The following is a 23,846-nucleotide window of genomic DNA, read 5'->3' as shown; positions in this document are numbered from 1 at the left end:
GCTTGGTACTTGAACCCCGGCGGGAAAGAACATTCCCCAGAACAGTAAAGCCACGGCCTCAACGATATGCTAGAAACAAAAATGCCGCTCACCTTAAGTGAACGGCATTAGGCCTAAGCCCCTGTTTAAAAAATGGATAAATGAAACGTTATTTACTCATTCGTTTGTATTTTAAGCGATGAGGTTCAACAACATCAGTACCCATTTCCTCTTTTAACCAGGTTGAATACTCGGTGTAGTTACCTTCATAGAAGTTCACTTTACCTTCATCACGATAATCGAGAATATGCGTCGCGATACGGTCAAGGAACCAACGGTCATGGGAAATTACCATGGCGCAACCTGGGAACTCTAGTAGCGCTTCTTCTAGTGCTCGTAGTGTTTCAATATCAAGGTCGTTGGTAGGTTCATCGAGCAGTAGCACGTTGCCACCCGCTTGTAACAGTTTGGCTAAATGCACACGGTTACGTTCACCACCCGATAAGGTGCCTATGATTTTCTGCTGATCGCCACCACGGAAATTAAAGCGGCCAACATAGGCTCTGCTTGATATTTCAGTGTTGTTAATTCGCATAATATCTTGGCCGCCAGAGATCTCCTGCCAAACAGTGTTCTTGTCATTCATCGAATCACGGAACTGATCTACAGAAGCAATTTGTACAGACTCACCGACTTCAACGCTGCCGCTGTCTGGCTGTTCTTCGCCAGAGATCATTTTGAACAGTGTTGATTTACCTGCACCGTTGGCACCGATAATACCGACAATCGCCCCTTTAGGGACGGCAAAGCTCAAGTCATCAATTAACACCCGATCGCCGTAGGATTTTGTTAGGTGATTAATTTCAATCACCTTGTCACCTAAGCGTGGTCCTGGTGGAATAAACAGCTCGTTGGTCTCGTTACGCTTTTGATAGTCATTGGTATTAAGCTCTTCAAAGCGAGCCATACGTGCTTTACCTTTAGATTGACGTCCTTTAGCACCTTGACGTACCCATTCCAATTCTTTAGCAATGGTCTTTTGACGAGCGCTCTGAGTTGCTGACTCTTGTTGTAAACGAGCATCCTTCTGTTCTAACCATGAAGAGTAGTTACCTTCCCATGGGATCCCTTCACCACGGTCGAGTTCTAAAATCCAACCCGCCGCATTGTCGAGGAAATATCTATCGTGGGTAATTGCCACGACAGTACCAACATAGTCTTGCAGAAAACGCTCTAACCAAGCGACTGATTCAGCATCTAAGTGGTTGGTGGGTTCATCAAGCAGTAGCATGTCTGGTTTTTCAAGCAGCAGACGACAAATAGCCACTCGGCGTCTTTCACCACCGGATAGCACTGCAATTTTTTCATCCCAATCAGGCAAGCGCAATGCATTAGCAGCGCGCTCTAAAACGACATCAAGATTATGAGCATCTTGTGATTGGATGATGGCTTCGAGTTGGCCTTGCTCTTTAGCGAGTGCGTCAAAGTCAGCATCTGGCTCTGCATACAGCGCGTAAACTTCATCGAGTCTTACGAGGGCATTTTTGGCATCGGACACCGCTTCTTCAACAGCTTCACGAACCGTCTGATTTAGATCAAGTTTTGGTTCTTGTGGTAAGTAACCAATTTTTAGATCTTGCATCGGTCTTGCTTCGCCTTCAATTTCGGTATCGAGACCGGCCATGATGCGTAGCAGAGTTGATTTACCTGAACCGTTGAGTCCTAACACACCAATTTTGGCGCCGGGGAAAAAGCTTAGGGAGATATCTTTTAGAATTTGCTTTTTAGGCGGAACAATCTTGCCCACTCTTAGCATGCTGTATACAAACTGAGCCATTTTATTTCTCTTTGACTGGGAGTGTCGGCAAGTCTACTTGAATTGCCGCTTAACTTAAATCTGATCTTTATCTTGAGTTGCTTCGCCGTTAAGCAACAGTCATGTTTGAAATGGGAGCATTAGCTGATATTTGGTTTAAATACATGTAGCATTATTGTAATGGTTGTTAATCATGTGTTTTTATTTGACGGCTTAGGGCTATTTTTGCAAAGGCTTGCTTGCGAGTTATCAGGTGGGTTGATTTAAGGGAATAAATTGAATATTAAAAAGCATGCAGTCATCACGACTGTTATTTTTGCTCTTAATGCGCCGGTATGGGCAGGTGAGGCAAGTTTTATTGCTGAATTGGCGTCGACAACATTACCTCAGCAAGCTCCTGTAGTGGCTTCAATATCGACTTCGAATACCTACTTTATGACGTCAGCGCCTTTTTCAGCTAATTCATCAGCTGCTATTACTCACCAGCCACAACCCGATCCTGCCATCACATTACCGCAACTGATTGAGAAAGATTGGTGGGGAGCATTAGCTGAAATTACCGTCGTTTTGGTGATTGGAGAACTGCTGTATAAAACGGGTGAAGAGAGCATGAAAGAAGACTTCGATTACGAGATTGAAGGCAATACTGGCCGGTATTTTGTTGATCGTATTGTCACTACAGAATCTTGGAAGCTTGATGATAATGAAGTCGGAATGAATTGGGGGCACGCTTATGCTGGCGCGCTCTACCATCAGGCTTTTCGTAATTATAATTTTAATTACTATGAATCAATGCTAGGTAATTTTCTGACGTCAGGTATATGGGAAGTTTTTGCAGAGTATAAAGAAGTGGTCAGTATTAACGACCAGATAGTCACCACTTTTGGCGGCTCAGTATTAGGTGAAAGCTTTTTCCAATTGTCAGAGATGCTCGACACAAAAGAAGGGTGGGTTCCTGCAACCTTTGCAGGTGTATTTAACCCATCAAAGACCCTACGTGGCTGGTTTAGCGATGACACTGCCAATCGCTTCGACCGACAACAATCCACAGACCAATTCGATATTTACACTGGCGCTTTATATTCGACTAAAGATACCGCAGATATCTCTACCACGACAATGTTGCTTGGAGTAAAAGCCAGTATTGACAGCGTGCAAGGGCAATACGATGCGTTATCTGCGACACCAAGTTTAGTTGAACTTGATATGGAGCTTGGTATATCTGCAGAGGGGATCGAAGATTGGCAGCTGTCCTCCTCACTTTTTTTGGGCGGTTACACTCAAGAGGTAAAACCTACAACGGGTTCTCGTGAATCTTGGGGACATAATTGGTTTATCGGGCCTTCTATGGGGATTGAGTACAGTAGTTTAGGCCAAGAAGACGAAGAGGATTTCTTTGCTGCGATTAATGTTATTGGCTTGTCGGCGGGCGGTGAATGGCAAAATGCAGATTTTAATATCAGTGTTCGTGGCGATATTTTCGGTGATTTTAGCATGGTGAAACCATTTGCCAGTAAAGATTATCAAGCCTCTGGCGGGCAGTTTTGGGGAACCAAGTCGGTTCTTTGGGAGGGCGGTTATGCTTATGGATTAGGGCATACCGCAAAGTTAACGTTGAAGCAAGCTACAGAGAATTGCTATTAGGCCTAAAAGTCACTTCTCAACGTTGGGATTCAATTGACGATAAAGAGTTTAACCGCAGTAGCGATTGGAACCGTAATAAAAGCGATTTGGACTTTAAAGATGCGCGAGACCGCTATGAGGTTTATCTTGGGCTGCCCATCACTAAAACCGTTGGTTTGAGTGTGCACCATGAGCGCATTGACCGCAGTGGTACCTTAACTGGGATCGATAATCGCAATATTTATCATCGCAATGATGATAGCGAGAGTCGTACTAGTTTACGCTTAGCCTATCGATACTAGGGAAGGGAGGTCTTGATGGCGAGTGGACATCGCGTACCTGTGTTATTGCCATTATGGGCCACTAAATGATGACAGGGCTGGCGTGTTTGTAGAACAGAGTTTTCTAGATTTGCACCACAAGGTAATGAATCAATAGATTAAAGGCGTTTTTTCTATGTAATACAATCGTTGAGCAAGTTTATGGCGTCAATTTGCTCTTGTTGAAATATCGCTCATGGGAAATTGCAAGTAATTTCATGTTTCTAATGCTGGGATTGTGATCAATTGCGCTGTATCATACCGCGCAACCCTACTATAAGAATTTACAGCTGGAGTAAATAATGCTGAAAAAAGACATGAATATCGCGGATTACGATCCACAATTGTTTGCAGCGATTGAAGATGAAACTCGCCGTCAAGAAGAGCACATCGAACTTATTGCTTCAGAAAACTATACGAGCCCACGCGTTTTTGAAGCTCAAGGTTCTCAGCTTACTAACAAGTATGCCGAAGGTTACCCTGGTAAGCGTTACTATGGTGGTTGTGAGCATGTTGATATCGTTGAAGAACTCGCAATATCTCGTGCAAAAGAGTTGTTCGGTGCAACGTACGCTAACGTTCAGCCGCATTCTGGTTCACAAGCTAACGCAGCCGTATTTATGGCCCTTCTTCAAGGTGGTGACACGGTTCTAGGTATGAGCCTTGCTCACGGTGGTCATTTGACTCACGGCTCACATGTCAGCTTCTCTGGTAAGCTCTATAATGCGGTTCAGTACGGCATTGACGAGTCAACGGGCAAGATTGATTACGCTGAAGTTGAGCGTCTAGCGATTGAACATAATCCTAAGATGATTATTGCAGGTTTCAGCGCATACTCAGGCATTGTTGATTGGGGCAAGTTCCGCGAAATCGCTGATAAAGTAGGTGCTTACCTATTTGTTGATATGGCGCACGTTGCAGGTCTTGTTGCTGCGGGTATCTATCCAAACCCACTTCCACACGCACATGTTGTGACAACGACAACGCATAAGACGTTAGCGGGTCCTCGTGGCGGTTTGATCCTTTCTGCTATCGATGATGAAGCTATTTATAAAAAGCTAAACTCAGCCGTTTTCCCTGGTGGTCAAGGTGGTCCTTTGATGCATGTTATCGCTGCTAAAGCGGTTGCATTCAAAGAAGCGCTCGAGCCAGAGTTCACGACATACCAAGAGCAAGTCGTAGTAAACGCAAAAGCAATGGCTCGCACGTTTATTGAACGTGGTTATGATGTTGTTTCTGGCGGTACTGATAACCACCTGTTTTTGCTTGATTTGATAAGCAAAGATATGACGGGTAAAGAGGCTGATGCAGCGTTGGGTAATGCCAACATAACCGTCAACAAAAACTCAGTACCTAATGACCCACGTTCACCTTTTGTGACATCTGGTCTGCGTATTGGCTCACCTGCTATCACTCGTCGTGGTTTTGGTGAAGAAGAGTCTGTGCAGCTGACTCACTGGATGTGTGATGTGCTTGATGATATTACAGATCTTGCTGTTAGCGAGCGTGTAAAAGCGCAGGTTCTTGAATTGTGCGCTAAGTTCCCTGTTTACGGTTAACCTTAAGCGTTAAATCAGGTAAACTTTAATGGCCGCATTTATGCGGCCATTTTTGTTTATAATTGATAATGATTTTTTATTAAATCGTTTATGTTAAGTCGTTTTAATACCTGACCGGAGGCTAGATGCATTGTCCATTTTGCAGCGCAACAGACACTAAAGTGATTGATTCGCGACTTGTCGCAGATGGCCATCAGGTACGTCGTCGTCGAGAGTGTGTGCAATGCCATGAGCGCTATACTACATTTGAAGGTGCTGAACTGGTAATGCCTCGTGTGGTTAAACAAGACGGTAGTCGCCAACCTTTCGATGAAGATAAACTGCGTGGCGGCATGCTTCGAGCGGTAGAGAAAAGACCGGTATCGATGGACCAAATCGAGCAGTCCTTAACTAAGATTAAGTCGATGCTGCGAGCGACAGGTGAGCGTGAAGTTAAATCAGAGATGATAGGTAACTTGATGATGGACCAATTGGTCAACTTAGACAAAGTGGCTTATATACGCTTTGCGTCCGTTTACCGCGCGTTTGAAGACGTGTCGGAGTTCGGCGACGCTATCGCGAACTTACAGAAGTAGTTATACCCCCTTATTACCCAATTGATTAATCGGAACTCATTTCACTATGTGGTCAACTGAAGACAATCAAATGATGAGTCTAGCTATTGAATTAGCGCAAAAAGGACTCTATACCACCCGACCAAATCCTTGCGTTGGTAGTGTATTAGTTAAAGACGGCGTGATTGTGGGAGAAGGTTACCATATCCGTGCTGGTGGCCCCCATGCCGAAGTCTACGCACTTAACATGGCCGGCGATGATGCCATTGGCGCGACTGCGTACGTTACATTAGAACCGTGCAGCCATTATGGCCGAACCCCACCTTGTGCCAAAGCCCTGATCGAAAGCAAGGTTAGCCGCGTTGTTATTGCCGTTACGGATCCCAACCCACAAATCTCTGGTCGTGGTATCACCATGCTCCGCGATGCAGGTATACAGGTTGACGTTGGTTTATTAACCGATGCAGCTAAACAGGTTAATCTCGGTTTTTTGAAGAGAATGGAGCAAGGTTTACCTTGGGTGACGGTAAAGCTTGCGGCGAGTCTTGATGGTAAAACAGCACTATCAAACGGTGAGTCTAAATGGATCACCGGGCCAGAAGCTCGCAGAGATGTACAGCGGGTGCGTGCAAGACATTGTGCACTCATTACTGGCGTTGAAACGGTTTTGGCCGATAACCCGAGTCTAAATGTACGACATAGTGAACTGGGTTCTTTATCAAATGAGATCGCGCCAGCAGAACTACATCAACCGATGCGTGTAGTATTAGACAGCCAAGCACGTCTAGGTGCTGACCTTAAGCTGTTTAGTATCAACAGTCCTATTTTACTTATTAGCACTTGTGACTACCCTGAGAAGGTGAAGTCGGCATGGCCGGCTCATGTTAGCCATCAGATTTTAGCCGCCAAAGACAAGCGGGTAGACCTTAGTGCCTTGCTGGTTTTTCTCGGTAAAAGCTGCAACTCGGTGTTAGTTGAGGCCGGTGCGACACTCGCTGGTGCATTTGTTAGTGAGCAATTAGCGGATGAAATTATTTTATACCAAGCAATGAAAATACTCGGTGCTCAGGGGCGAGACTTACTTGCTTTGCCCTCATTTGAGACGATGTCACAAATACCCAGTATTAATGTAATAGATGAACGCAAAGTGGGTAAAGATACTCGCTTGACGTTAAGAATGAGTAATTAACTTTATGTTTACCGGAATTATTGAATCTGTAGGTCATTTACGAAAAGTAGAACGTCGTGGCGATGATATTAGATTAACGGTTGCAAGCGCAAAGCTTGATTTATCGGACGTTAAGCTCGGTGACAGCATCGCCACTAATGGTGTGTGCCTTACTGTCGTGCAGCGGCTAGCGGATGGTTATGTTGCGGACATTTCAGCCGAGACAGTCAGCCTTACTGGGTTTGCACATTATGCTGTCGGCACCGAGGTTAACTTAGAGAAAGCCGTAACTCCAACAACACGCTTAGGTGGCCATATGGTCAGTGGTCATGTTGATGGTATGGCCCGGGTTGATGACCGGCAAGTTCGCGGTCAGGCAATTGAATTTTGGTTATCACCTCCCGTAGAGCTGGGTCGCTATATTGCCCATAAAGGGTCTATTACCATTGATGGTGTGAGTTTAACGGTTAATGAAGTGCAAGGGCATCGATTTAGACTGACCATAGTGCCGCATACTGCAGGTGAAACCACCTTAATAAATTTAAAGGCTGGCGATAGCGTTAATATTGAAGTTGACCTCATTGCTCGTCACTTAGAAAGATTGATGAACTATTCATCAGAGCATGAAAAACAGCAACCTAAGTCCGAAGTTACTATGGAACTGTTAGCTCGCTCAGGTTTTTTACGTTAAATACTGGATTAAGGCTATTTTAAAGATAAAATTATCTTTAAAGGCTTCAAAAAAATAATCATTAAATTTATATACTGCTTTGCCACGATAGGCATAAAGGTTAGCAACCTCACCTAATGCAGTAATACAAAATAAAGGTCTGAACATGTCGCTACATAGTATAGAAGAGATCATCGAAGATATTCGTCTAGGCAAGATGGTTATCTTGATGGATGATGAAGATAGAGAAAATGAAGGCGACCTTATTATGGCTGCTGACATGGTGACGCCAGAGGCGGTTAACTTTATGGCGATGTTCGGTCGCGGTCTTATTTGTCAAACCTTGACTAAAGAACGCTGCGAACAGCTAAACCTGCCTTTAATGGTAACCAACAATAATGCCCAGTTCTCAACCAACTTTACAATGTCTATTGAAGCGGCTGAAGGTGTCACAACGGGTATTTCAGCGCAAGATCGTGCCGTCACGGTTAAAGCTGCAGTCGCCAAAGATGCAAAGCCTAGTGATATTGTGCAGCCTGGCCACATATTCCCATTGATGGCAAAAGAGGGTGGCGTGCTCATCCGTGCCGGTCATACTGAAGCTGGCTGTGACTTAGCAAGATTAGCAGGTTTTGAAGCTTCATCAGTCATCGTTGAAATCTTAAAGGACGATGGCACCATGGCGCGTCGTCCAGATCTTGAAGTTTTTGCTGAAAAGCACGGATTAAAGATGGGCACTATTGCTGACCTAATTGAATACCGCAACACTAAAGAAACCAGTGTTGTACGTGAAGCGCAATGTAAGCTACCAACCCGTTTTGGTGAGTTTGATATGCTGACTTTCCGTGACACTATCGATAATCAATTACACTATGTATTAGTCAAAGGTCCGGTTACAGAGAACATACTTGTACGTGTTCACTTACAGAATACCTTTAACGACCTGTTACATTCCGAGCGCGATCAGCAACGCAGTTGGCCCCTAGAAAAAGCAATGCAGCGCATTAGCGAAGACGGTGGCGTACTGGTACTGCTCGGTCATCAAGAGCATAGCAGTGATATTTTAGCCAAAGTTAAAGCATTTGAAGCTGAAGATAACGGCAGTGCTCCTATTACCGCTAAGTGGCAAGGAACCTCACGTCAAGTGGGTGTTGGCTCGCAAATCCTAGCAAACGTAGGTGTGACATCAATGCGCTTACTTAGCTCACCAAAGCGTTATCATTCACTATCAGGCTTTGGTTTAGAAGTAACTGATTATATAGCAGAATAAAATACTATCTTGGGTTGGAAAATCATCCAAGGGGTAATTTAACACTTTTCTTATAAATTGCATGGGGATCAGCGTTAACGGCTGTGGTATCATACCGCCTCTTCCGCCCCCATGCTGGGTAATTAGCTAATTTTAGGTAAGATAAATGCACATAGTTCAAGGTAATATCGAATCGAAAGACGCAAAAATTGCGATCGTAGTTTCACGTTTTAACAGCTTTGTTGTAGATAGTTTACTTAATGGTGCGGTAGACACTCTTAAGCGTTTTGGCCAAGTTGCAGATGATAATATCACTGTAATTAAAGTGCCTGGCGCTGTTGAACTGCCACTTGCTGCACGTCGTGTTGCGGCCAGCGGAAAATTTGACGGAATAATCTCACTTGGTGCGGTTATCCGTGGCGGTACACCTCATTTTGATTTTGTTGCAGGCGAATGTAATAAAGGTCTAGCTCAAGTTGCACTTGAATTTGATATTCCTGTTTCATTCGGCGTTTTAACCACTGATACTATTGAACAAGCAATTGAACGTTCAGGTACTAAAGCAGGCAACAAAGGCGGCGAAGCTGCTTTGGGTTTGCTAGAGATGGTTAACGTGCTGCAAGCACTTGAAGAACACCTGTAATCTAGGACAATTTAATGAAGCCTTCAGAGCGCCGAAAGGCACGTCGTTTAGCGGTTCAGGCCATTTACTCTTGGCAGCTAAGTGGCAACAATATTGCTGATGTTGAGCATGAGTTTCTAACTGAACAAAATGTTGATGGTGTCGATATAACTTACTTTCGTGAGTTATTAGCGGGCGTAGCAACTAAGAAAAGCCAATTGGATGAGCTAATCATTCCATTTTTGACTCGTCCTTTGAATGAAGTTGACCCTGTCGAAAAGGCGATTGTTCGTTTAGCGACTTATGAGCTGACTTTCCGCAAGGATGTTCCTTATAAAGTAGCGATTAACGAAGCTATCGAGCTTGCCAAAGCATTCGGCGCTGAAGATGGACATAAGTTCGTTAACGGTATTCTGGATAAGCTAGTCGCAAGAACGAAATAGTAAAAACGGCATCTTCGGATGCCGTTTTTGTATGCCTAAAAAGAGAATCACAGTTGCATGATCCGTGGCTGGCATTTAATAGCAGAACACATCTAACGTAACTTAAATCATAGCTAAGATCCTCTTACTATTAGATCCTCTTTTTTCCTCAAACCACTTCTTAATTTGTGATTGGTATTGTGAAAGAATTTCAATTAATCGAAAGCTTTTTTACTGGGCGTGCCCAGTCTCGAAAAGATGTTGCACTTGGCATTGGTGATGATTGTGCCATTGTTGAACCCGCTGCAAATAAATCTATTGTGATATCTTGTGACACCTTAGTGGAAAACGTGCACTTCTTTGCCGACATGCCTGCAAAAGATCTGGGGTATAAGTCGCTAGCGGTGAATCTATCTGATCTGGCTTCTATGGGGGCGGAGCCTGCATGGATGACATTGGCGCTAACTTTGCCAGAAGTCGACGAAAATTGGTTGGCAGATTATAGTGAGGGCTTGTTTGAAATTGCCGAATACTATGGCGTAGCACTTATTGGCGGTGATACTACTCGTGGTCCCCGCTCAATCACCATTACCATTAATGGCCAAGTGCCTAAGCATACCGGTCTGACTCGTAGCGGCGCAAGAAATGGAGATTGGATCTACGCTACCGGCACATTAGGTGACTCAGCTTTAGGGCTAGATCTACTGCGTGGAAAAGCGGACTGTAATGAAGACGATAGAAACTATCTTATTAATCGGCATTACCGGCCCACTCCAAGGGTATTAGCGGGGCAAGCACTGCGCACGCTGGCATCGAGTGCCATTGATATTTCAGATGGTTTAGTCTCTGATATTCAACATGTATTGAAAGCCTCTAATATTGGCGCCACTATCAATGTCGATAAGCTACCTTTATCTCACCAGCTTAAAGCTAATGTCTCTGCTGAGATGGCGCTAAGCTATGCATTAACGGGTGGTGAGGATTATGAACTACTCTTTACAGTCTCTGAAGCCCAAAAAGGCGCACTAGAGATCGCATTGGCTGAAACGGGTGTTAAGTTTACTAAGATTGGTCAAATTTGCATGGGTGGCAAGTTGAAATTGTTGTTAGATAAACAGCCATTTGAGCCCATTAACCTCGGATTTGAGCACTTTAATTGATGAATTTACTTTCAAAAGATAAAGCACTAACCAAGCTGTCTCTTAAAAATCCTATTCACTTTTTGGCGTTAGGATTTGGCTCAGGTTTAGCCGCAAAGGCGCCAGGTACGTTTGGTACGCTTGCCGCCATACCGCTCTATTTATTAATGGCACCATTGAGCTTACCTTGGTATATCGGCTTGACGCTTTTTACCGTCTTAATCGGCTTTTATATATGTGATAAAGCTGCCAAAGATATGGGTGTGCATGATCACGGTGCTATTGTTTGGGATGAGATTGCAGGTTTACTTATTACCATGATAGCGGCGCCAGCTGGTTGGCAATGGTTACTGGCCGGTTTTGTGTTGTTTCGCTTTTTTGATATTTTGAAACCTTGGCCAATCCGTTGGCTGGATGCAAAAGTGCAAGGTGGTTTTGGAATTATGATTGATGATGTACTTGCAGGGATATTTTCCCTGATTTGCTTGCACACCGCAGCCCACTACCTGATTTAAAAGCTTCAGCTATAGAGTGTGCCAATAAAAAAAGGAGCTATTGTTAGCTCCTTTTTTAATGGTTGTTTTACGCAAGCTCATTTAACTAAACAGCAGCTCTTTAGCATTGGCAATCGTATTACTGGTAATGGTGTCGCCCCCCAGTAAGCGAGCTAACTCCTCAATCCGTTGATCCTTATCTAGGGCGACCATGGATGTTTCTGTTTTACCAGATTTACTGCTCTTATTAACAAACATATGTTGATGGCCATTACCGGCAACTTGCGGTAAGTGAGTCACGCAAAATACTTGAGTAGATTCCCCTAAACTCCGCAGCATCCGGCCGACGACAGCCGCCGTTGGACCGGATATTCCCACATCGACTTCATCAAAAATGAGCGTTGGTGTCGCGACTTTTTTAGCGGTAATAACTTGTATGCCAAGGCCTATTCGAGAGAGTTCACCGCCTGAGGCCACTTTAGCAATGGGCTGCAAAGGTTGACCTGGATTTGTGGTCACGAGAAACTCAATGGCATCGGAGCCTTGAGGGCTAATCACGGCTTGATTAAAGTTGACCGCGATACTGAATTTACCTTTAGGCATGCTCAGCTCATGAATCGATTGAGTGACTTTTTTATCGAGTTCTTTAGCATAGCGGCCACGACTGAGGCTGAGTTTTCTTGCGTGGTTCAAATATGCCTGTTGACTATTTTGCAGTTGATTGCGGATCTCTTCAAGTTTGTCCCCATCGGAGCCAAGCTCATTGAGTTCATTCAACAGACCTTGATGGTGAGTAAACAATTCACTGGCATTGACATGGTGTTTGCGCGCCAGTTGTAGTGCTTTAGAGATCCGCAGCTCCAATTGTTCAAAGTATTCAGGGTCTAGTTCTAAACCTTCTAAATACCGCTCAAGCTCGCTACTACTCTCTTGTACTTGAATAAGTGCATCATTAAGCATGGTGACAACGCTGCCAAGTTCGGCATCATAACTTTCTAAATCCTGCCCCTGACTTATAGAGGTATTTAACAATGACTCAACACTCGCTTTATCATTGTCCTGCAAAATATTTAATTGGCTACGGCATAGCTCAATTAATGCCGTGCTGTTGGCGAGCTTTTTATGCTCAGCCTCAATGGTTTCAAACTCGCCTTTAGCAATGGCAAACTCATTGAGTTCTTCAACCTGGTATTGCAGTAACTGTTTACGTGCAAGCCTTTCATGCTGCGCTAACTCTAATTGATGTAACTGTTTTTCAACCGTTTTACATCTCTGATAACTCGCCGCTACAGTGTCGAGTAGCATCTTATGGTTGGCGTAACTATCGAGTAAAGTAAGCTGGTGTTCACTTTTTAGCATCGCATGGTGAGCGTGTTGACCATGAATGCCAATCAGCAGTTGTCCGAGGCATTTTATCTGTGCAAGTGGGACTGGATTACCATTGATATATGCGCGTGATCGGCCATCATTATTGATGGTCCGTCTTAAAATACACTCATTCTCTAGTTCGAGATCATTGTCTTCTAACCAGCGCTTTGCGAGTGGAATATCAGATAATGAAAAGCGTGCACTTACCTCCGCTTTGGTGGCGCCAGGCCGAATGGCATTAGCGTCGGCTCGATTACCTAGGCACAAGCCTAATGCATCTATAGCAATAGATTTACCCGCACCGGTTTCACCCGTGATACTGGTCATGCCGGCTTTAAAATCGAGTTCCAAAAAACGCACAATAGCAAAATTATTAATGCTGAGTTGGCAAAGCATAGTGATGTCCTATCCCAATACACTGTATTAATGAACAGTATATACTGTTTTTTTATACAGTAAAGTGTCAGTTGAAAAATTAATCGATACTGGCAAGGTTTGTCATCTTTAATTACGAGAGGATATAAAGTAATAGATAATTAATACAGCAAGATGGAAGGTGTTTATGAGCGGGCAATAAATTTATCTACTCCTGTATGGTGAACATTTCTTTTAGAGACAGTGCACAATCTCACAATCTCACTATCGCAGAAGTAAAAGTGGTTAGAACCAAGGTTTAGCAAGACGCACTTTTAAATTAAGCATCGAATGTTAACCCAATAGATAAGCTTCTAATAATGGCAAAGTAATAAAGGTGACAAGGGTACCCAATAGTATTCCCTGAGCACTGGTGATGACTTGAGTTTGGTACCGTTGTGCAAGTAGGTAGACACTGGCAGCAGTCGGCAGCGCCGCCAGTATGACGCCCATAGCAATCAATTGTGGATCAACATCCAGACTAAACATGATCAAGTAAGTGACTAGAGGCTGAAAAAATAATTTAATCGCATTAATGGCACTGATCTCTGTGAGCTGTTTCAGGCTAATAATGTGTGTTGAGGTTTGGTGTTGAGCTGATTTAGCGAGCACCATACCGATGGCAAACAGTGCACAAGGGCTTGAGGTCATACCCAGTTGACGAATGATGAGTGCGATACTATCAGGCAAGGTAATTGTCATTGCAGAGAGGGCTATCCCAACCATACTACCCACCACAATCGGGTTGTGCATTAAGGCGAGGCTAATGATTTTTGCCGCTGAGCTTTGTTGGCTTCGCCCAATCATCTCCAATGACACTAGCGCGATGGCAAAAATTAACACCGACAATAGACTGGCAATAGCGGCAGCGGCGAGTGCCGTTTGATTATGGGGAAACAACATCGCCATTAAGGGAATACCGATAAAAGCAGTATTGCCAAAGGTGGCATTAAGCGCTCGCATAGACGCGACTGCGTTTTGAGATGGATTGGTCCAACGGGAGACGAGAAAGGTGATCGCGTAGCTGGTTAGCATGGCGCCACTAAACCCAGCAATATAACCCCAGTGCAGTATGTCGTTGATGGGGGTTTGTGCCAATGTGATCAGCATAATGGCCGGAAACGCAATATAGTAAACATATTGGTTTAAAACTTGATCGGTCTCAGCGGGCAGCAATTTTGATTTTTGCACCAAGGTCCCAATCAACATGATGCCAAATACAGCGAGTAGTGGCGTTATAACGGCTGACATATTTTCTCTAATAACTTGGCTACAATATACGTAAAACACGCATAAAATTGAGTTAGAACATTATCATATTTATGTTTTGTTATACTATTAATCATAGGTCGTAGCCGATCCCCTTTTTATATTTTAAACGCTTGGGTTTATATTGATGAATAGTAATTTTGGTTTGGAATTACAGCTGATCTACCAATTTGTTCATTTAGTTAATGCAGGGAGCTTTTCCCAAGCCGCTAAAGAGCTGGAGATGCCAATTGCAACGGTCAGCCGTAAGTTGACTAAATTGGAAACGCTGCTCGATAAACAGTTGTTGATGAGGAACACCCGCAAGCTGCGTCTAACAGAGGAGGGCATAGCGCTGTTTCAGCAATATCAGGCCATAGTATCTCAGTTTGACAGTATCAGAGGCGCTGCGGTGGATAAGCCTGAAGGAACCCTTAGAATTGCGGCCCCGGTGTCTATTATTTCGATGATTTTCATACATGCCATTAATGAGTTTTGTGAAAAGTTCCCAGATATACAGCTGCATATAGTACAAAATAATAACGTGATCGATCTTATAGATGAGGGGGTTGATGTTGCTATTGTCGGTGGCACCCAACCAGATTCTTCTTGGGTGTCGAGCTCTCTTGGTGTGCTCAATTATGGTTTGTTTGCCTCGGAACAGTATATGGATAAGGCTCCTAGCTTGTGCCATCCAAGCGATTTAGAACAACACGCGTTGATTAAAGTATGGCCTTTGTTTAACTGGACTTTAAAGCACCCATCGGGAGAGAGCTTTTATCATGATGGACCTGCAAAACTGACGTTAAGTGAGTTAAATGGCGCAGTGCAGGCTACTGTAGATAATGGTGGGGTTTTATATGGCCCAGCGCTTTTTGTGAAAAACCAGCTTAAGAGCGGCCAGTTGACAACGCTACTACCTGAATGGATTGGTGAGAAAAGGCGGATTTCAATCTTGTATCATCAACGCAGTCATCAACCTTTGAAGGTTAAGCTCTTTATCGAGTTTATGCAGTCCAAAGCGGAACAATTGTTCTCTATGGATTGTTAAGGGAACAACTATCAATTCGAATTCAGCGTATTCAATACTCACGGAATTCTGATTTTACAAATGGCATGAGTAAAAGAGTCACTTTAATAAAGCGACTCTTTTGCGGTATTACTCTGCTGCGCTGACGCCAATGTTTGATATGCCGACGGTGACAATTTCTCGGCGTAACTCTTTGATGAAATCGGCTTTAAGGTGTGGGTTCTTTTCGATGGTTTGCAGAAGATCTTCTTGCATCTCTTTCTCTTCAACCATGACTTCATGGTTAAAAATATAATCATCTAATTCTGATTCTTTATCAAAATCTTGCTCACAGGTTGCTTCAATATAGTTGGCAACTGTGGCTGAGGAGAGCTTACTGATATTGGTGATATCTTCTTCAACTTTACTTTCTAGTGCGCTTAGCAAAGACGTTAAGGCTACCGCTGCATCTAGTGCTGGATATACGCCGTAGACGTCAAAATCAGCAGGCTCAGGCGTATTTTCTTCAATACGTTCCATTTGTAGCTCTAAATTTAGTTTCAGTTTATTGTCGTACATTGACTGCCAAAGCAGGTTGAGCAGTGTATCGAGCACCTTCGGGTTGCCAAATTCACACACTTCAGAAAAAAGCTGATAATTGGGTAGCATGCGCTGGCATAATGCAATAGCAAAAAGTTTCTTTTGTGCTAGCGTTAGCCCTTTTAAGCGTTGAAAAAAGCCCGGTTTATTTGTCATCTTTTATTTCCACTGATAGCTGGGTGATCACTTGATTAGCGGCTGATTCTACCTTAGTTAACTCATCAAGTAACTCAAGGATTTCAGGTTCTACATCTTCTACAGTAACACCACGCTTTAACCCTGACTCTATCTCCTGGCAAAGTTGTTGGGTGGTCGGCACGCCACAATAACAGCTTGCACCGTGTAATTTATGAATACAGGTAAGCATGTTTTTCTGATCAAAGCTCGTGAGTGCACTATTGATGTGCTCCACCGTCTCAGGCAGTGACTTTAACAACATCTTCAACATATCAATTGCTAAGTTTGGCTTGTTATTTGCCTGCGTCAAACACAGTTCCCAATTTAAGGTGCGCTGATCAAAGTGGGTGAACTTGGGTTTGTTTTTCCATTTGCGGATAACCTCCTTCAGTGCTGCCTCATCGATAGGTTTGGGTAAGTAGCCATCCATACCACTCGATGATATACGCTCTCGCTCTTCAGCTATCGCGTGGGCGGTCACTGCTATAATGGGCGTATTGCGATTAGCTGAATTTTGTCTTATCAGTTTAGTGGCGCTAATGCCGTCAGTGCCTGGCATTTGAATATCCATAAAGATAAGGTCAAAACTGCGTTGTCTTGCAATTTCTACCGCGGCATCACCATTATCGACAATGAGCACTTGGGTTACGAGCTCTTTTAGTAATGTATCAATAAGCTTTAAATTGGCGGGGTTGTCGTCAACTGCCAGTACGGTTAAGTTTTCTCTTACCTCGGGAGCCGACATTATTGCAGGCATTGGCAACACTTCCGCTTCAAGTGTCGATTGCTGATCGATTAAGCTACTGGATAGTCGCTTCTCACCGATAGGCATCGTGAGTTGCTTGTCGATATAGGGACGAATTTGAGTGAAGATATCCTCACTTTCGACGCAATTGTTTATCAACATTAAGTAACTTATTTTAGGTTTAGCCATTTTGAGCAGCTCAACACCGTTGCCGCCAGCCGCAAGCGGTTTACAGCTAAAGAGCCCATAATCAAACAAGTGATTTGACTGGGTCACAATAAATTCGAGCTGTTTACTGCTGGTCACCTTAGTGACTTTAAGACCCCAGCGTAGCAGCATACGTTCAATGGCATGCTGTGATAACGGATTAGGTTCGAATAGTAAAATGCTTTTATTCTTAAGCGTACCAATTGGTAAGGTATCGCTGATGGGAAATTGGCTTAGATTAAGAGGTAAGGAAAACCAGAAGGTTGAGCCTTGTTGTAGCTCTGAATTACAGCCTATTTGGCCGCCCATTCGATTAACCAAACGCTTGGTGATCACCAGTCCAAGACCGGTACCGCCAAAGCGCCTTGAGATAGAAGAGTCTGCTTGGCCAAAAGCTTGGAATAAAGCGGCTAGTTTTTCGGCATCAATACCGATGCCTGTATCAATTATCTCAATACGGACACGCGCTTTACCGTCTGCAATCTCTTCAAGTTGCATCTTAAGCTGCACACTCCCCCTGTCGGTAAACTTAATCGCATTACCGACTAAATTCGTCAGGATTTGACTAAATCGCATTGCATCGCCAGTAACATCCTCTGGGATACGTGGGTCAACATCGATCACCAACTCAATCTGTTTTTCTCGTGCACTGCTAGACAACATAGTGACGGTTTCTTCGACTATTTCTCGCAGAGAAAATGGCATGTTTTCCAATACCATTTTACCGGCTTCCAGCTTCGAAAAATCCAAAATGTCGTTGATGATACTGAGTAGGCTCGTGGCGCTGCGCTCAATGGTGCGAATATAGTCTTGCTGACTGGAGTGTAATGGGGTTTTTAATAACTGTTTTGCAAAACCGATGACACCATTAAGTGGGGTGCGTAACTCATGGGACATGTTGGCTAAAAATTCAGACTTAATCCGGCTGGCTTCTAGCGCCCGCTTTTTGGCCATATCGAGCTCAACGTTTTGGATCTCAATTTGTTCGAGTGTCTCTCGTAAATCAGATGTGGCTTGGTCAATATTTTGCTGCATCTCATCATGGTATTCAGACAAGGAGCCTGCCATGGCATTAATACCGCGTTTAAGCAGATCCAGCTCACCAATGAGGTTTCCGGTTAAACGGGTGTCGAGTTTACCTTCTCGAATTTTGGCTACCACTCGTACCATTTCGGTAATGGGTTGGGTTACGTTTTTAACCAGTCTGAAAGTAAAAAATAGATTCAGCTGCACCCCAATCAATACAATAATAAACGCCGCCACCGCGGCGCGATGTTGCTCAAGCAGCGCATTCTCTTTATTGATCAATATCGATATGTAGCCGAGTTTTACAGCCTCTATTGAGATCCTATTGTCATTCTCATCGAAGGCATCGACAGGCCGCACCGCACTGTTGTTGAAAATCGGGCTGCGTAAAATCATACTGTCACCGACTTGCTCAAGTTCAGTTCTTAGCATCGAACTTAGCGGTTTATCGTAACGCATGACTTCATGATTTTTATAATGATGCGAGGTGACGACGACGCGGTTGTCGACATCAAAAATAGCAATAAACTGTACTAAAGAGGCTTTGTTGAGCTGGGCGGCGGTGATTAAGCGCTTTGTGGTTTCGAAATCTTTACTCTCTAAACCGACCTCTGCCGCAATGGCTAAAGGCTCGATGATACTACTCGCTTGATCTATGAGCGTTTCTTCAAGTTCATAAAATCTATTTATGGTAAAATAGCTTCCCAATAAAATACCCACTAAAATAGTTGGAGCTAACGCCAATACCAGAACCCATGAACGCAGGCTGTACTTGGTCATATTGTTGGCTTCATTCATGAGACGATTGGGTTACCAGTAAATATAGTGAGAGTATTGAATAGACTGCCAGTAACAGCCTGTGTTGGCCAGTTTTTTTTATCTATTTAGAGAGTAACATGGCACAATTTTTTAAAGCAAAACCAAATAGATCTAAACAATTATCGTCAAAGTTATCTTTGGCTGTAACCCAGCTGGATCATCTCGGTGCAGGTATTGCTCATGATCAGGGGAAGATTGTGTTTATAAGCGGTGCACTTCCTGGTGAAACGGTTCAAGTCCAGTTGACTGAGCAGAAAAAGAAGTTTTCTAGAGCAAAACTATTAAAGGTTGAAAAACCATCAAGCGAGCGTGTCGAGCCAGCGTGCCCACATTATGCTAGCTGTGGCGGTTGTGATTTACAGCATCTAGATATAGAGGCTCAACGAGCACACAAAGCGCGAGCGTTGCAGGAATTGGTCGCTAAATTTGCTCAAACTCAGGCAAGTGAAGTCTGTGACACATTGAGTGACTCGCCGTGGCACTATCGTCGAAGAGCGCGCTTAGCGACTTGGTTTGATCGAAACACTAAACATATTAGTTTAGGATTTAGGGCCAGTAGTAGCAGTGATGTCGTAGAGATCCAATCCTGTGCTGTAATGACAAAACCACTCTCGGCGTTGATCCCCGATCTGGCTTACTTATTAAATCAGCTCAGCGGCAAAAAAGCGTTAGGGCATGTAGAATTGACCGAAGCTGACAACGGCATTTTTGTGGTTTTACGTATTACCAAGGCGTTATCGGATAAAGACAGAGAACGTTTGGCTGCATTCGGTGAGAGCAAGGCGCTCAATCTGGTGTTGCAAGACGATAATGCCGAGACTGAACATCTTAGCGGCAATGGTGAACAACCCTTCTATGGTTTGGGTGACAGCGATACTGAACTTAAGTTTTCAGCGGGTAACTTCATTCAAGTTAACGCAGCGGTTAACCAAGCAATGGTCAAGCAGGCGGTAGACTGGCTTAACCCTCAAGCTGATGAGCGGGTGCTTGATCTATTTTGTGGTATCGGTAATTTTAGTCTGCCATTAGCTAAAAGTGGCGCTGAAGTGATTGGTGTTGAAGGGGTGCCTGCCATGGTGGCTCAGGCAACGCTTAACGCTCAGTACAGTGGTTTAGATAAAGTGTCCTTTTTTCATGCCGATTTAAGTGCGGATTTGTCAAAAGAACCATGGTTAGGCAAAGTGGATAAGATGCTGATTGATCCCGCAAGAGCAGGGGCTTATGAAAGCATGTTATCGCTAAAGAAGCTTAAACCTAAGGCGTTGGTTTATGTCTCTTGTAATCCTGCAAGCTTAGCGCGTGATAGCGAAGTGATATTAAAGCAAGGTTATACACTTAAAAAGATAGGCTTGGTGGATATGTTTCCACAAACGCACCATTTAGAATCAATGGCATTATTTGAACTCGAGAAATAGACAACTTTAGTTACGATTGTCAGTGTTTGTTTATTGACAATATACGCTCAATGCTGAAGATAGAAGGTCTGAATTTTAATGGCTTGGACTGATATTTTTGGTTTAATCCAATTACGAGACGTAAAGGAATAATAGACGATGGTATCAGTTCGCGAAGCACATTTTAACGACCCTCACTTTCAACTAGAAGAGTGGGTAAAACGTTATATTAGTGATTCCAACGAAGCCAAAACTCTTTTGGAGTTGATAGAGCAGGTTGAGTTATTAGTGGGCCAAAATAAAGAGGCCAACCTTCCTGTACTGCAACGTGCTCGTGAGATGATTGAAATCCTTGCACCTTTGAATATGGATATTGAAACGCTGCAAGCTGCCATTTTGTTTGTTGTTTTTGATGCAGACTTAATCACTCAAGAAGACATTCAAGAGCGCTTCGGCCCAAAACTTGAGGTTTTGGTCTCCAGTGTTGAAACCATGAATGCTATTGGTGCACTAAAAGTTAACAATCAAACCCGCAATGGTGAGCCGCAAATAGACAACATTCGTAAAATGTTGCTGGCGATGGTTGAAGATGTGCGTGCCGTGGTGATTAAACTCGCTGAGCGTATTTGTTTACTGCGGGAAATTAAAAATGCCGACGAAGACGTAAAGGTACTTATTGCCAGAGAGATTGCTGATGTGTATGCACCGTTGGCGAACCGTCTTGGTATTGGGCAGTTGAAATGGGAGCTTGAAGATATCTCTTTTCGCTACCTGCATCCGCAAACCTATAAAGATATCGCTAAGCAACTTGATGGTAAGCGCCTCGATAGAGAAACCTTTATCGACGACTTTGTTAGCCAGCTGCAAGCGCGTTTAGATAAGGACGAGATCCGAGCCAAAGTTTATGGTCGTCCAAAACACATCTATAGCATCTGGAAAAAGATGAATGGCAAACAACTTAAATTTGATGAGTTGTTTGATGTTCGAGCGGTAAGAATTGTCACCGACAGACTACAAGATTGCTATGGAGCATTGGGCGTTGTACATACTCTTTGGCATCATATCCCGAGTGAATTTGACGATTACGTCGCTAACCCTAAACCGAATGGTTATCAGTCGATTCACACTATTGTGGTGGGGCCTGAAGGAAAAACGGTCGAGATTCAAATCCGTACTGAACAGATGCACGAAGATGCTGAATTAGGTGTCGCCGCCCATTGGAAATATAAAGAGGGCAGCGCAAGTAGCAGTGGCAAGCAAAGCGGCTATGAAGAGAAAATTAACTGGTTACGTAAAATCCTACAGTGGCAAGAAGATGTCGCTGAAAGCGGTAACCTCGTTGAAGAGGTGCGTAGCCAAGTCTTTGAAGACCGTGTCTATGTATTTACCCCAAGTGGCGAAGTTGTTGATCTTCCACTGGGTTCGACAGTGCTGGACTTTGCTTACTATATCCATTCGCATGTCGGGCATAAGTGCATTGGCGCCAAGGTCGACGGCCGTATCGTTCAGTTTACTTACCAAGTTGAAACGGGGCAGCGAATTGAAATCATCACCTCTAAAAACCCAAATCCGAAAAGAGATTGGCTTAACCCTAATCTAGGTTATATCAAAACGTCACGGGCACGCTCTAAGATCCAACATTGGTTTAAGCAACAAGATAGAGACAAGAATATTGTTGCGGGCCGTGAAATGCTTGAAAATGAACTGGCGCGCACGCACTTAAAGCTCAAAGACGCTCAATCAGCCGTGGAACGTTTTAACATGGTCAGTATGGACGATCTACTCGCCGGGATCGGTGGCGGTGATGTTCGTCTTAATCAAGTTGTTAACCATGTTCAGAGCAAGTTGCGTACCCACGAGCAGTCTGATGAAGAGGTGCTAGAAGATCTTGTTAAAAAGAGCCACAGCAAACCGGCCAGAAAAGGCCAAGGACAGGTAGAGGTTAACGGCGTAGGCAATCTAATGAGCCACATTGCCAAATGTTGCCAGCCAGTCCCCGGTGATGAGATTTTCGGATTCATTACTAAAGGCCGTGGTATCTCGGTGCATCGCGCCGATTGCGATCAAGTAAAAGAGCTTATTCGCGCTCAACCAGAACGTTCTGTTGATGTTGTCTGGGGAGAGAACTACTCCGGCGGCTACAAAATTCGTTTACGAGTGATTGCAAGTGATCGTTCGGGATTGCTTAGAGATCTGACATCTGTACTTGCTGCGGAAAAGTCTAATGTCCTGGCAATGAGCTCATCGTCGGATGTCAAAACGCAAACAGCAGCCATTGAACTTGAGCTTGAATTGTACAATTTGGATGGTTTATCTCGTGTGATGGCCAAGCTGTCACAAGTTGATGGCGTCAGCGAAGCGCGTAGAGTATAAGCCAACATAAAGTAGGATAGCTTAATGACTAAATCAGTGGGAAACATGCAGCCTTTGCTGGATATTATGCAAAAGCTGCGAGATCCTCAATCGGGTTGTGCTTGGGATAAAGCCCAAACGTTTCAATCAATCGTGCCTTTCACTTTAGAAGAAGCCTATGAAGTGGCCGATACCATCGAGCGTATTGCACTCGATGAACTGCCCGACGAGTTAGGTGACCTACTGTTTCAGGTGGTATTTTACTGCCAGTTGGGTAAAGAGCAGGGCATGTTTGATTTTGACACTGTCATTAATCGCATTTGTGATAAGTTGACTCGGCGTCACCCGCATGTATTTACCGACCTCAAAAGCAGCAGTACCGATCAGATAAAACAAAACTGGGAAAACATTAAGGCATCTGAACGCGCAGAGCGTGAGCAAAATTCAGTGCTAGATGATATTCCTCTTAACCTCCCAGCACTTTCTCGCTCGATGAAAATTCAAAAAAGAGTCTCTCGTGTCGGTTTTGACTGGCCTGAGTTGCCTCCAGTGGTTGCAAAAATCCATGAGGAGATTGATGAAGTACTGCATGAGGTCAATCAAGACGATATTGATCCTGCTAGAGTCAAAGACGAAATGGGTGATCTGCTATTTGCGGTGGTCAATCTAGCTCGGCATTTGGGAGTTGAGCCAGAAGCTGCATTAAGGCAAGCAAATCAGAAGTTTGAGAGACGCTTTAGAGGGGTTGAAACTTGTGCTGAGGCTAACGGTAAGCTAATGAGTGAGCACTCATTAGCAGAATTGGATAGCTATTGGGATCAAGTGAAACGAGCTGAGTCGGACAAATAAACTGAATTTTAGGTTAATTCTAG

Annotated in this window: 20 protein-coding genes; 15 read left to right on the top strand and 5 right to left on the bottom strand. The window is 44.0% G+C overall.

What is annotated here, in order from left to right; genetic code table 11:
• Window positions 1-148: 148 nt before the first annotated feature.
• Entirely contained in the window at window positions 149-1,816 is a 1,668-nt protein-coding gene (gene ettA, locus L2729_RS13305) for an energy-dependent translational throttle protein EttA (protein WP_101090587.1), read from the bottom strand.
• Window positions 1,817-2,071: 255 nt separating this feature from the next.
• Between ettA and L2729_RS13300 the strand changes: the two genes are divergently transcribed.
• From L2729_RS13300 to L2729_RS13250, 11 genes are all read left to right on the top strand, one after another.
• Complete coding sequence (locus tag L2729_RS13300) at window positions 2,072-3,439, top strand: DUF3943 domain-containing protein (protein WP_248988696.1); 1,368 nt, start codon at window positions 2,072-2,074, stop codon at window positions 3,437-3,439.
• Window positions 3,430-3,720 (top strand): hypothetical protein, encoded by a 291-nt coding sequence (locus L2729_RS13295; protein ID WP_248988695.1) that lies wholly within the window; start codon window positions 3,430-3,432, stop codon window positions 3,718-3,720. The genes L2729_RS13300 and L2729_RS13295 overlap by 10 nt, the downstream gene beginning before the upstream one ends.
• 320 nt (window positions 3,721-4,040) lie before the next feature.
• A complete protein-coding gene (gene glyA, locus L2729_RS13290; RefSeq protein WP_248988694.1) occupies window positions 4,041-5,297 on the top strand; it encodes a serine hydroxymethyltransferase in 1,257 nt (418 codons plus the stop codon).
• A gap of 125 nt (window positions 5,298-5,422) precedes the next feature.
• Window positions 5,423-5,872 (top strand): transcriptional regulator NrdR, encoded by a 450-nt coding sequence (gene nrdR, locus L2729_RS13285; protein WP_101090589.1) that lies wholly within the window; start codon window positions 5,423-5,425, stop codon window positions 5,870-5,872.
• 46 nt (window positions 5,873-5,918) lie between these two features.
• Window positions 5,919-7,040 carry a bifunctional diaminohydroxyphosphoribosylaminopyrimidine deaminase/5-amino-6-(5-phosphoribosylamino)uracil reductase RibD gene (gene ribD / locus L2729_RS13280; protein WP_248988693.1) on the top strand — a complete coding sequence of 374 codons (1,122 nt, stop codon included), beginning with the start codon at window positions 5,919-5,921 and terminating at the stop codon, window positions 7,038-7,040.
• Window positions 7,041-7,044: 4 nt separating this feature from the next.
• Window positions 7,045-7,710, top strand: coding sequence for a riboflavin synthase (locus L2729_RS13275; RefSeq protein WP_248988692.1), 666 nt, complete (start codon window positions 7,045-7,047; stop codon window positions 7,708-7,710).
• 145 nt (window positions 7,711-7,855) lie between these two features.
• Window positions 7,856-8,959 carry a bifunctional 3,4-dihydroxy-2-butanone-4-phosphate synthase/GTP cyclohydrolase II gene (gene ribBA / locus L2729_RS13270; RefSeq protein ID WP_248988691.1) on the top strand — a complete coding sequence of 368 codons (1,104 nt, stop codon included), beginning with the start codon at window positions 7,856-7,858 and terminating at the stop codon, window positions 8,957-8,959.
• A gap of 145 nt (window positions 8,960-9,104) precedes the next feature.
• Entirely contained in the window at window positions 9,105-9,581 is a 477-nt protein-coding gene (gene ribH / locus L2729_RS13265) for a 6,7-dimethyl-8-ribityllumazine synthase (protein WP_248988690.1), read from the top strand.
• A gap of 14 nt (window positions 9,582-9,595) precedes the next feature.
• Window positions 9,596-10,003, top strand: a complete 408-nt coding sequence (nusB, locus tag L2729_RS13260; protein ID WP_101090594.1) for a transcription antitermination factor NusB — start codon at window positions 9,596-9,598, stop codon at window positions 10,001-10,003.
• 179 nt (window positions 10,004-10,182) lie between these two features.
• A complete protein-coding gene (gene thiL, locus L2729_RS13255) occupies window positions 10,183-11,142 on the top strand; it encodes a thiamine-phosphate kinase (protein WP_248988689.1) in 960 nt (319 codons plus the stop codon).
• Window positions 11,142-11,636: a phosphatidylglycerophosphatase A family protein gene (locus L2729_RS13250; RefSeq protein WP_102038260.1), complete on the top strand. Its 495-nt coding sequence runs from the start codon at window positions 11,142-11,144 to the stop codon at window positions 11,634-11,636. The genes thiL and L2729_RS13250 overlap by 1 nt, the downstream gene beginning before the upstream one ends.
• A gap of 81 nt (window positions 11,637-11,717) precedes the next feature.
• On the opposite strand, the gene recN is transcribed toward L2729_RS13250, so the two are convergent.
• Window positions 11,718-13,379, bottom strand: coding sequence for a DNA repair protein RecN (gene recN, locus L2729_RS13245; protein ID WP_248988688.1), 1,662 nt, complete (start codon window positions 13,377-13,379; stop codon window positions 11,718-11,720).
• A 312-nt stretch (window positions 13,380-13,691) separates the two neighbouring features.
• Window positions 13,692-14,648, bottom strand: coding sequence for an AEC family transporter (locus L2729_RS13240; RefSeq protein WP_248988687.1), 957 nt, complete (start codon window positions 14,646-14,648; stop codon window positions 13,692-13,694).
• A gap of 145 nt (window positions 14,649-14,793) precedes the next feature.
• On the opposite strand from L2729_RS13240, the gene L2729_RS13235 reads away from it, so the two are divergent.
• The gene (locus L2729_RS13235; RefSeq protein ID WP_248988686.1) at window positions 14,794-15,696 is read left to right on the top strand and encodes a LysR family transcriptional regulator; all 903 of its coding nucleotides are present in this window, start codon (window positions 14,794-14,796) and stop codon (window positions 15,694-15,696) included.
• 108 nt (window positions 15,697-15,804) lie between these two features.
• On the opposite strand, the gene L2729_RS13230 is transcribed toward L2729_RS13235, so the two are convergent.
• Window positions 15,805-16,410, bottom strand: coding sequence for a YjaG family protein (locus tag L2729_RS13230; protein ID WP_101090599.1), 606 nt, complete (start codon window positions 16,408-16,410; stop codon window positions 15,805-15,807).
• Window positions 16,400-19,189, bottom strand: a complete 2,790-nt coding sequence (barA, locus tag L2729_RS13225; protein WP_428848250.1) for a two-component sensor histidine kinase BarA — start codon at window positions 19,187-19,189, stop codon at window positions 16,400-16,402. Before barA ends, L2729_RS13230 begins: the two co-directional genes overlap by 11 nt.
• Window positions 19,190-19,305: 116 nt before the next feature.
• On the opposite strand from barA, the gene rlmD reads away from it, so the two are divergent.
• The 3 genes from rlmD to mazG all read left to right on the top strand — a co-directional run bounded on the left by rlmD (window position 19,306) and on the right by mazG (window position 23,823).
• Window positions 19,306-20,643, top strand: a complete 1,338-nt coding sequence (gene rlmD, locus L2729_RS13220; RefSeq protein WP_248988684.1) for a 23S rRNA (uracil(1939)-C(5))-methyltransferase RlmD — start codon at window positions 19,306-19,308, stop codon at window positions 20,641-20,643.
• A gap of 138 nt (window positions 20,644-20,781) precedes the next feature.
• Window positions 20,782-22,995: a GTP diphosphokinase gene (gene relA / locus L2729_RS13215; RefSeq protein WP_248988683.1), complete on the top strand. Its 2,214-nt coding sequence runs from the start codon at window positions 20,782-20,784 to the stop codon at window positions 22,993-22,995.
• 24 nt (window positions 22,996-23,019) lie between these two features.
• Entirely contained in the window at window positions 23,020-23,823 is an 804-nt protein-coding gene (gene mazG, locus L2729_RS13210) for a nucleoside triphosphate pyrophosphohydrolase (RefSeq protein WP_248988682.1), read from the top strand.
• Window positions 23,824-23,846 lie beyond the last annotated feature (23 nt).

The sequence above is a fragment of the Shewanella gelidimarina genome (assembly GCF_023283945.1).
GTDB lineage: Bacteria > Pseudomonadota > Gammaproteobacteria > Enterobacterales > Shewanellaceae > Shewanella > Shewanella gelidimarina.
Note: the sequence above shows the minus strand (reverse complement) of the source record. Positions and strands in the feature narration are given on the sequence as shown.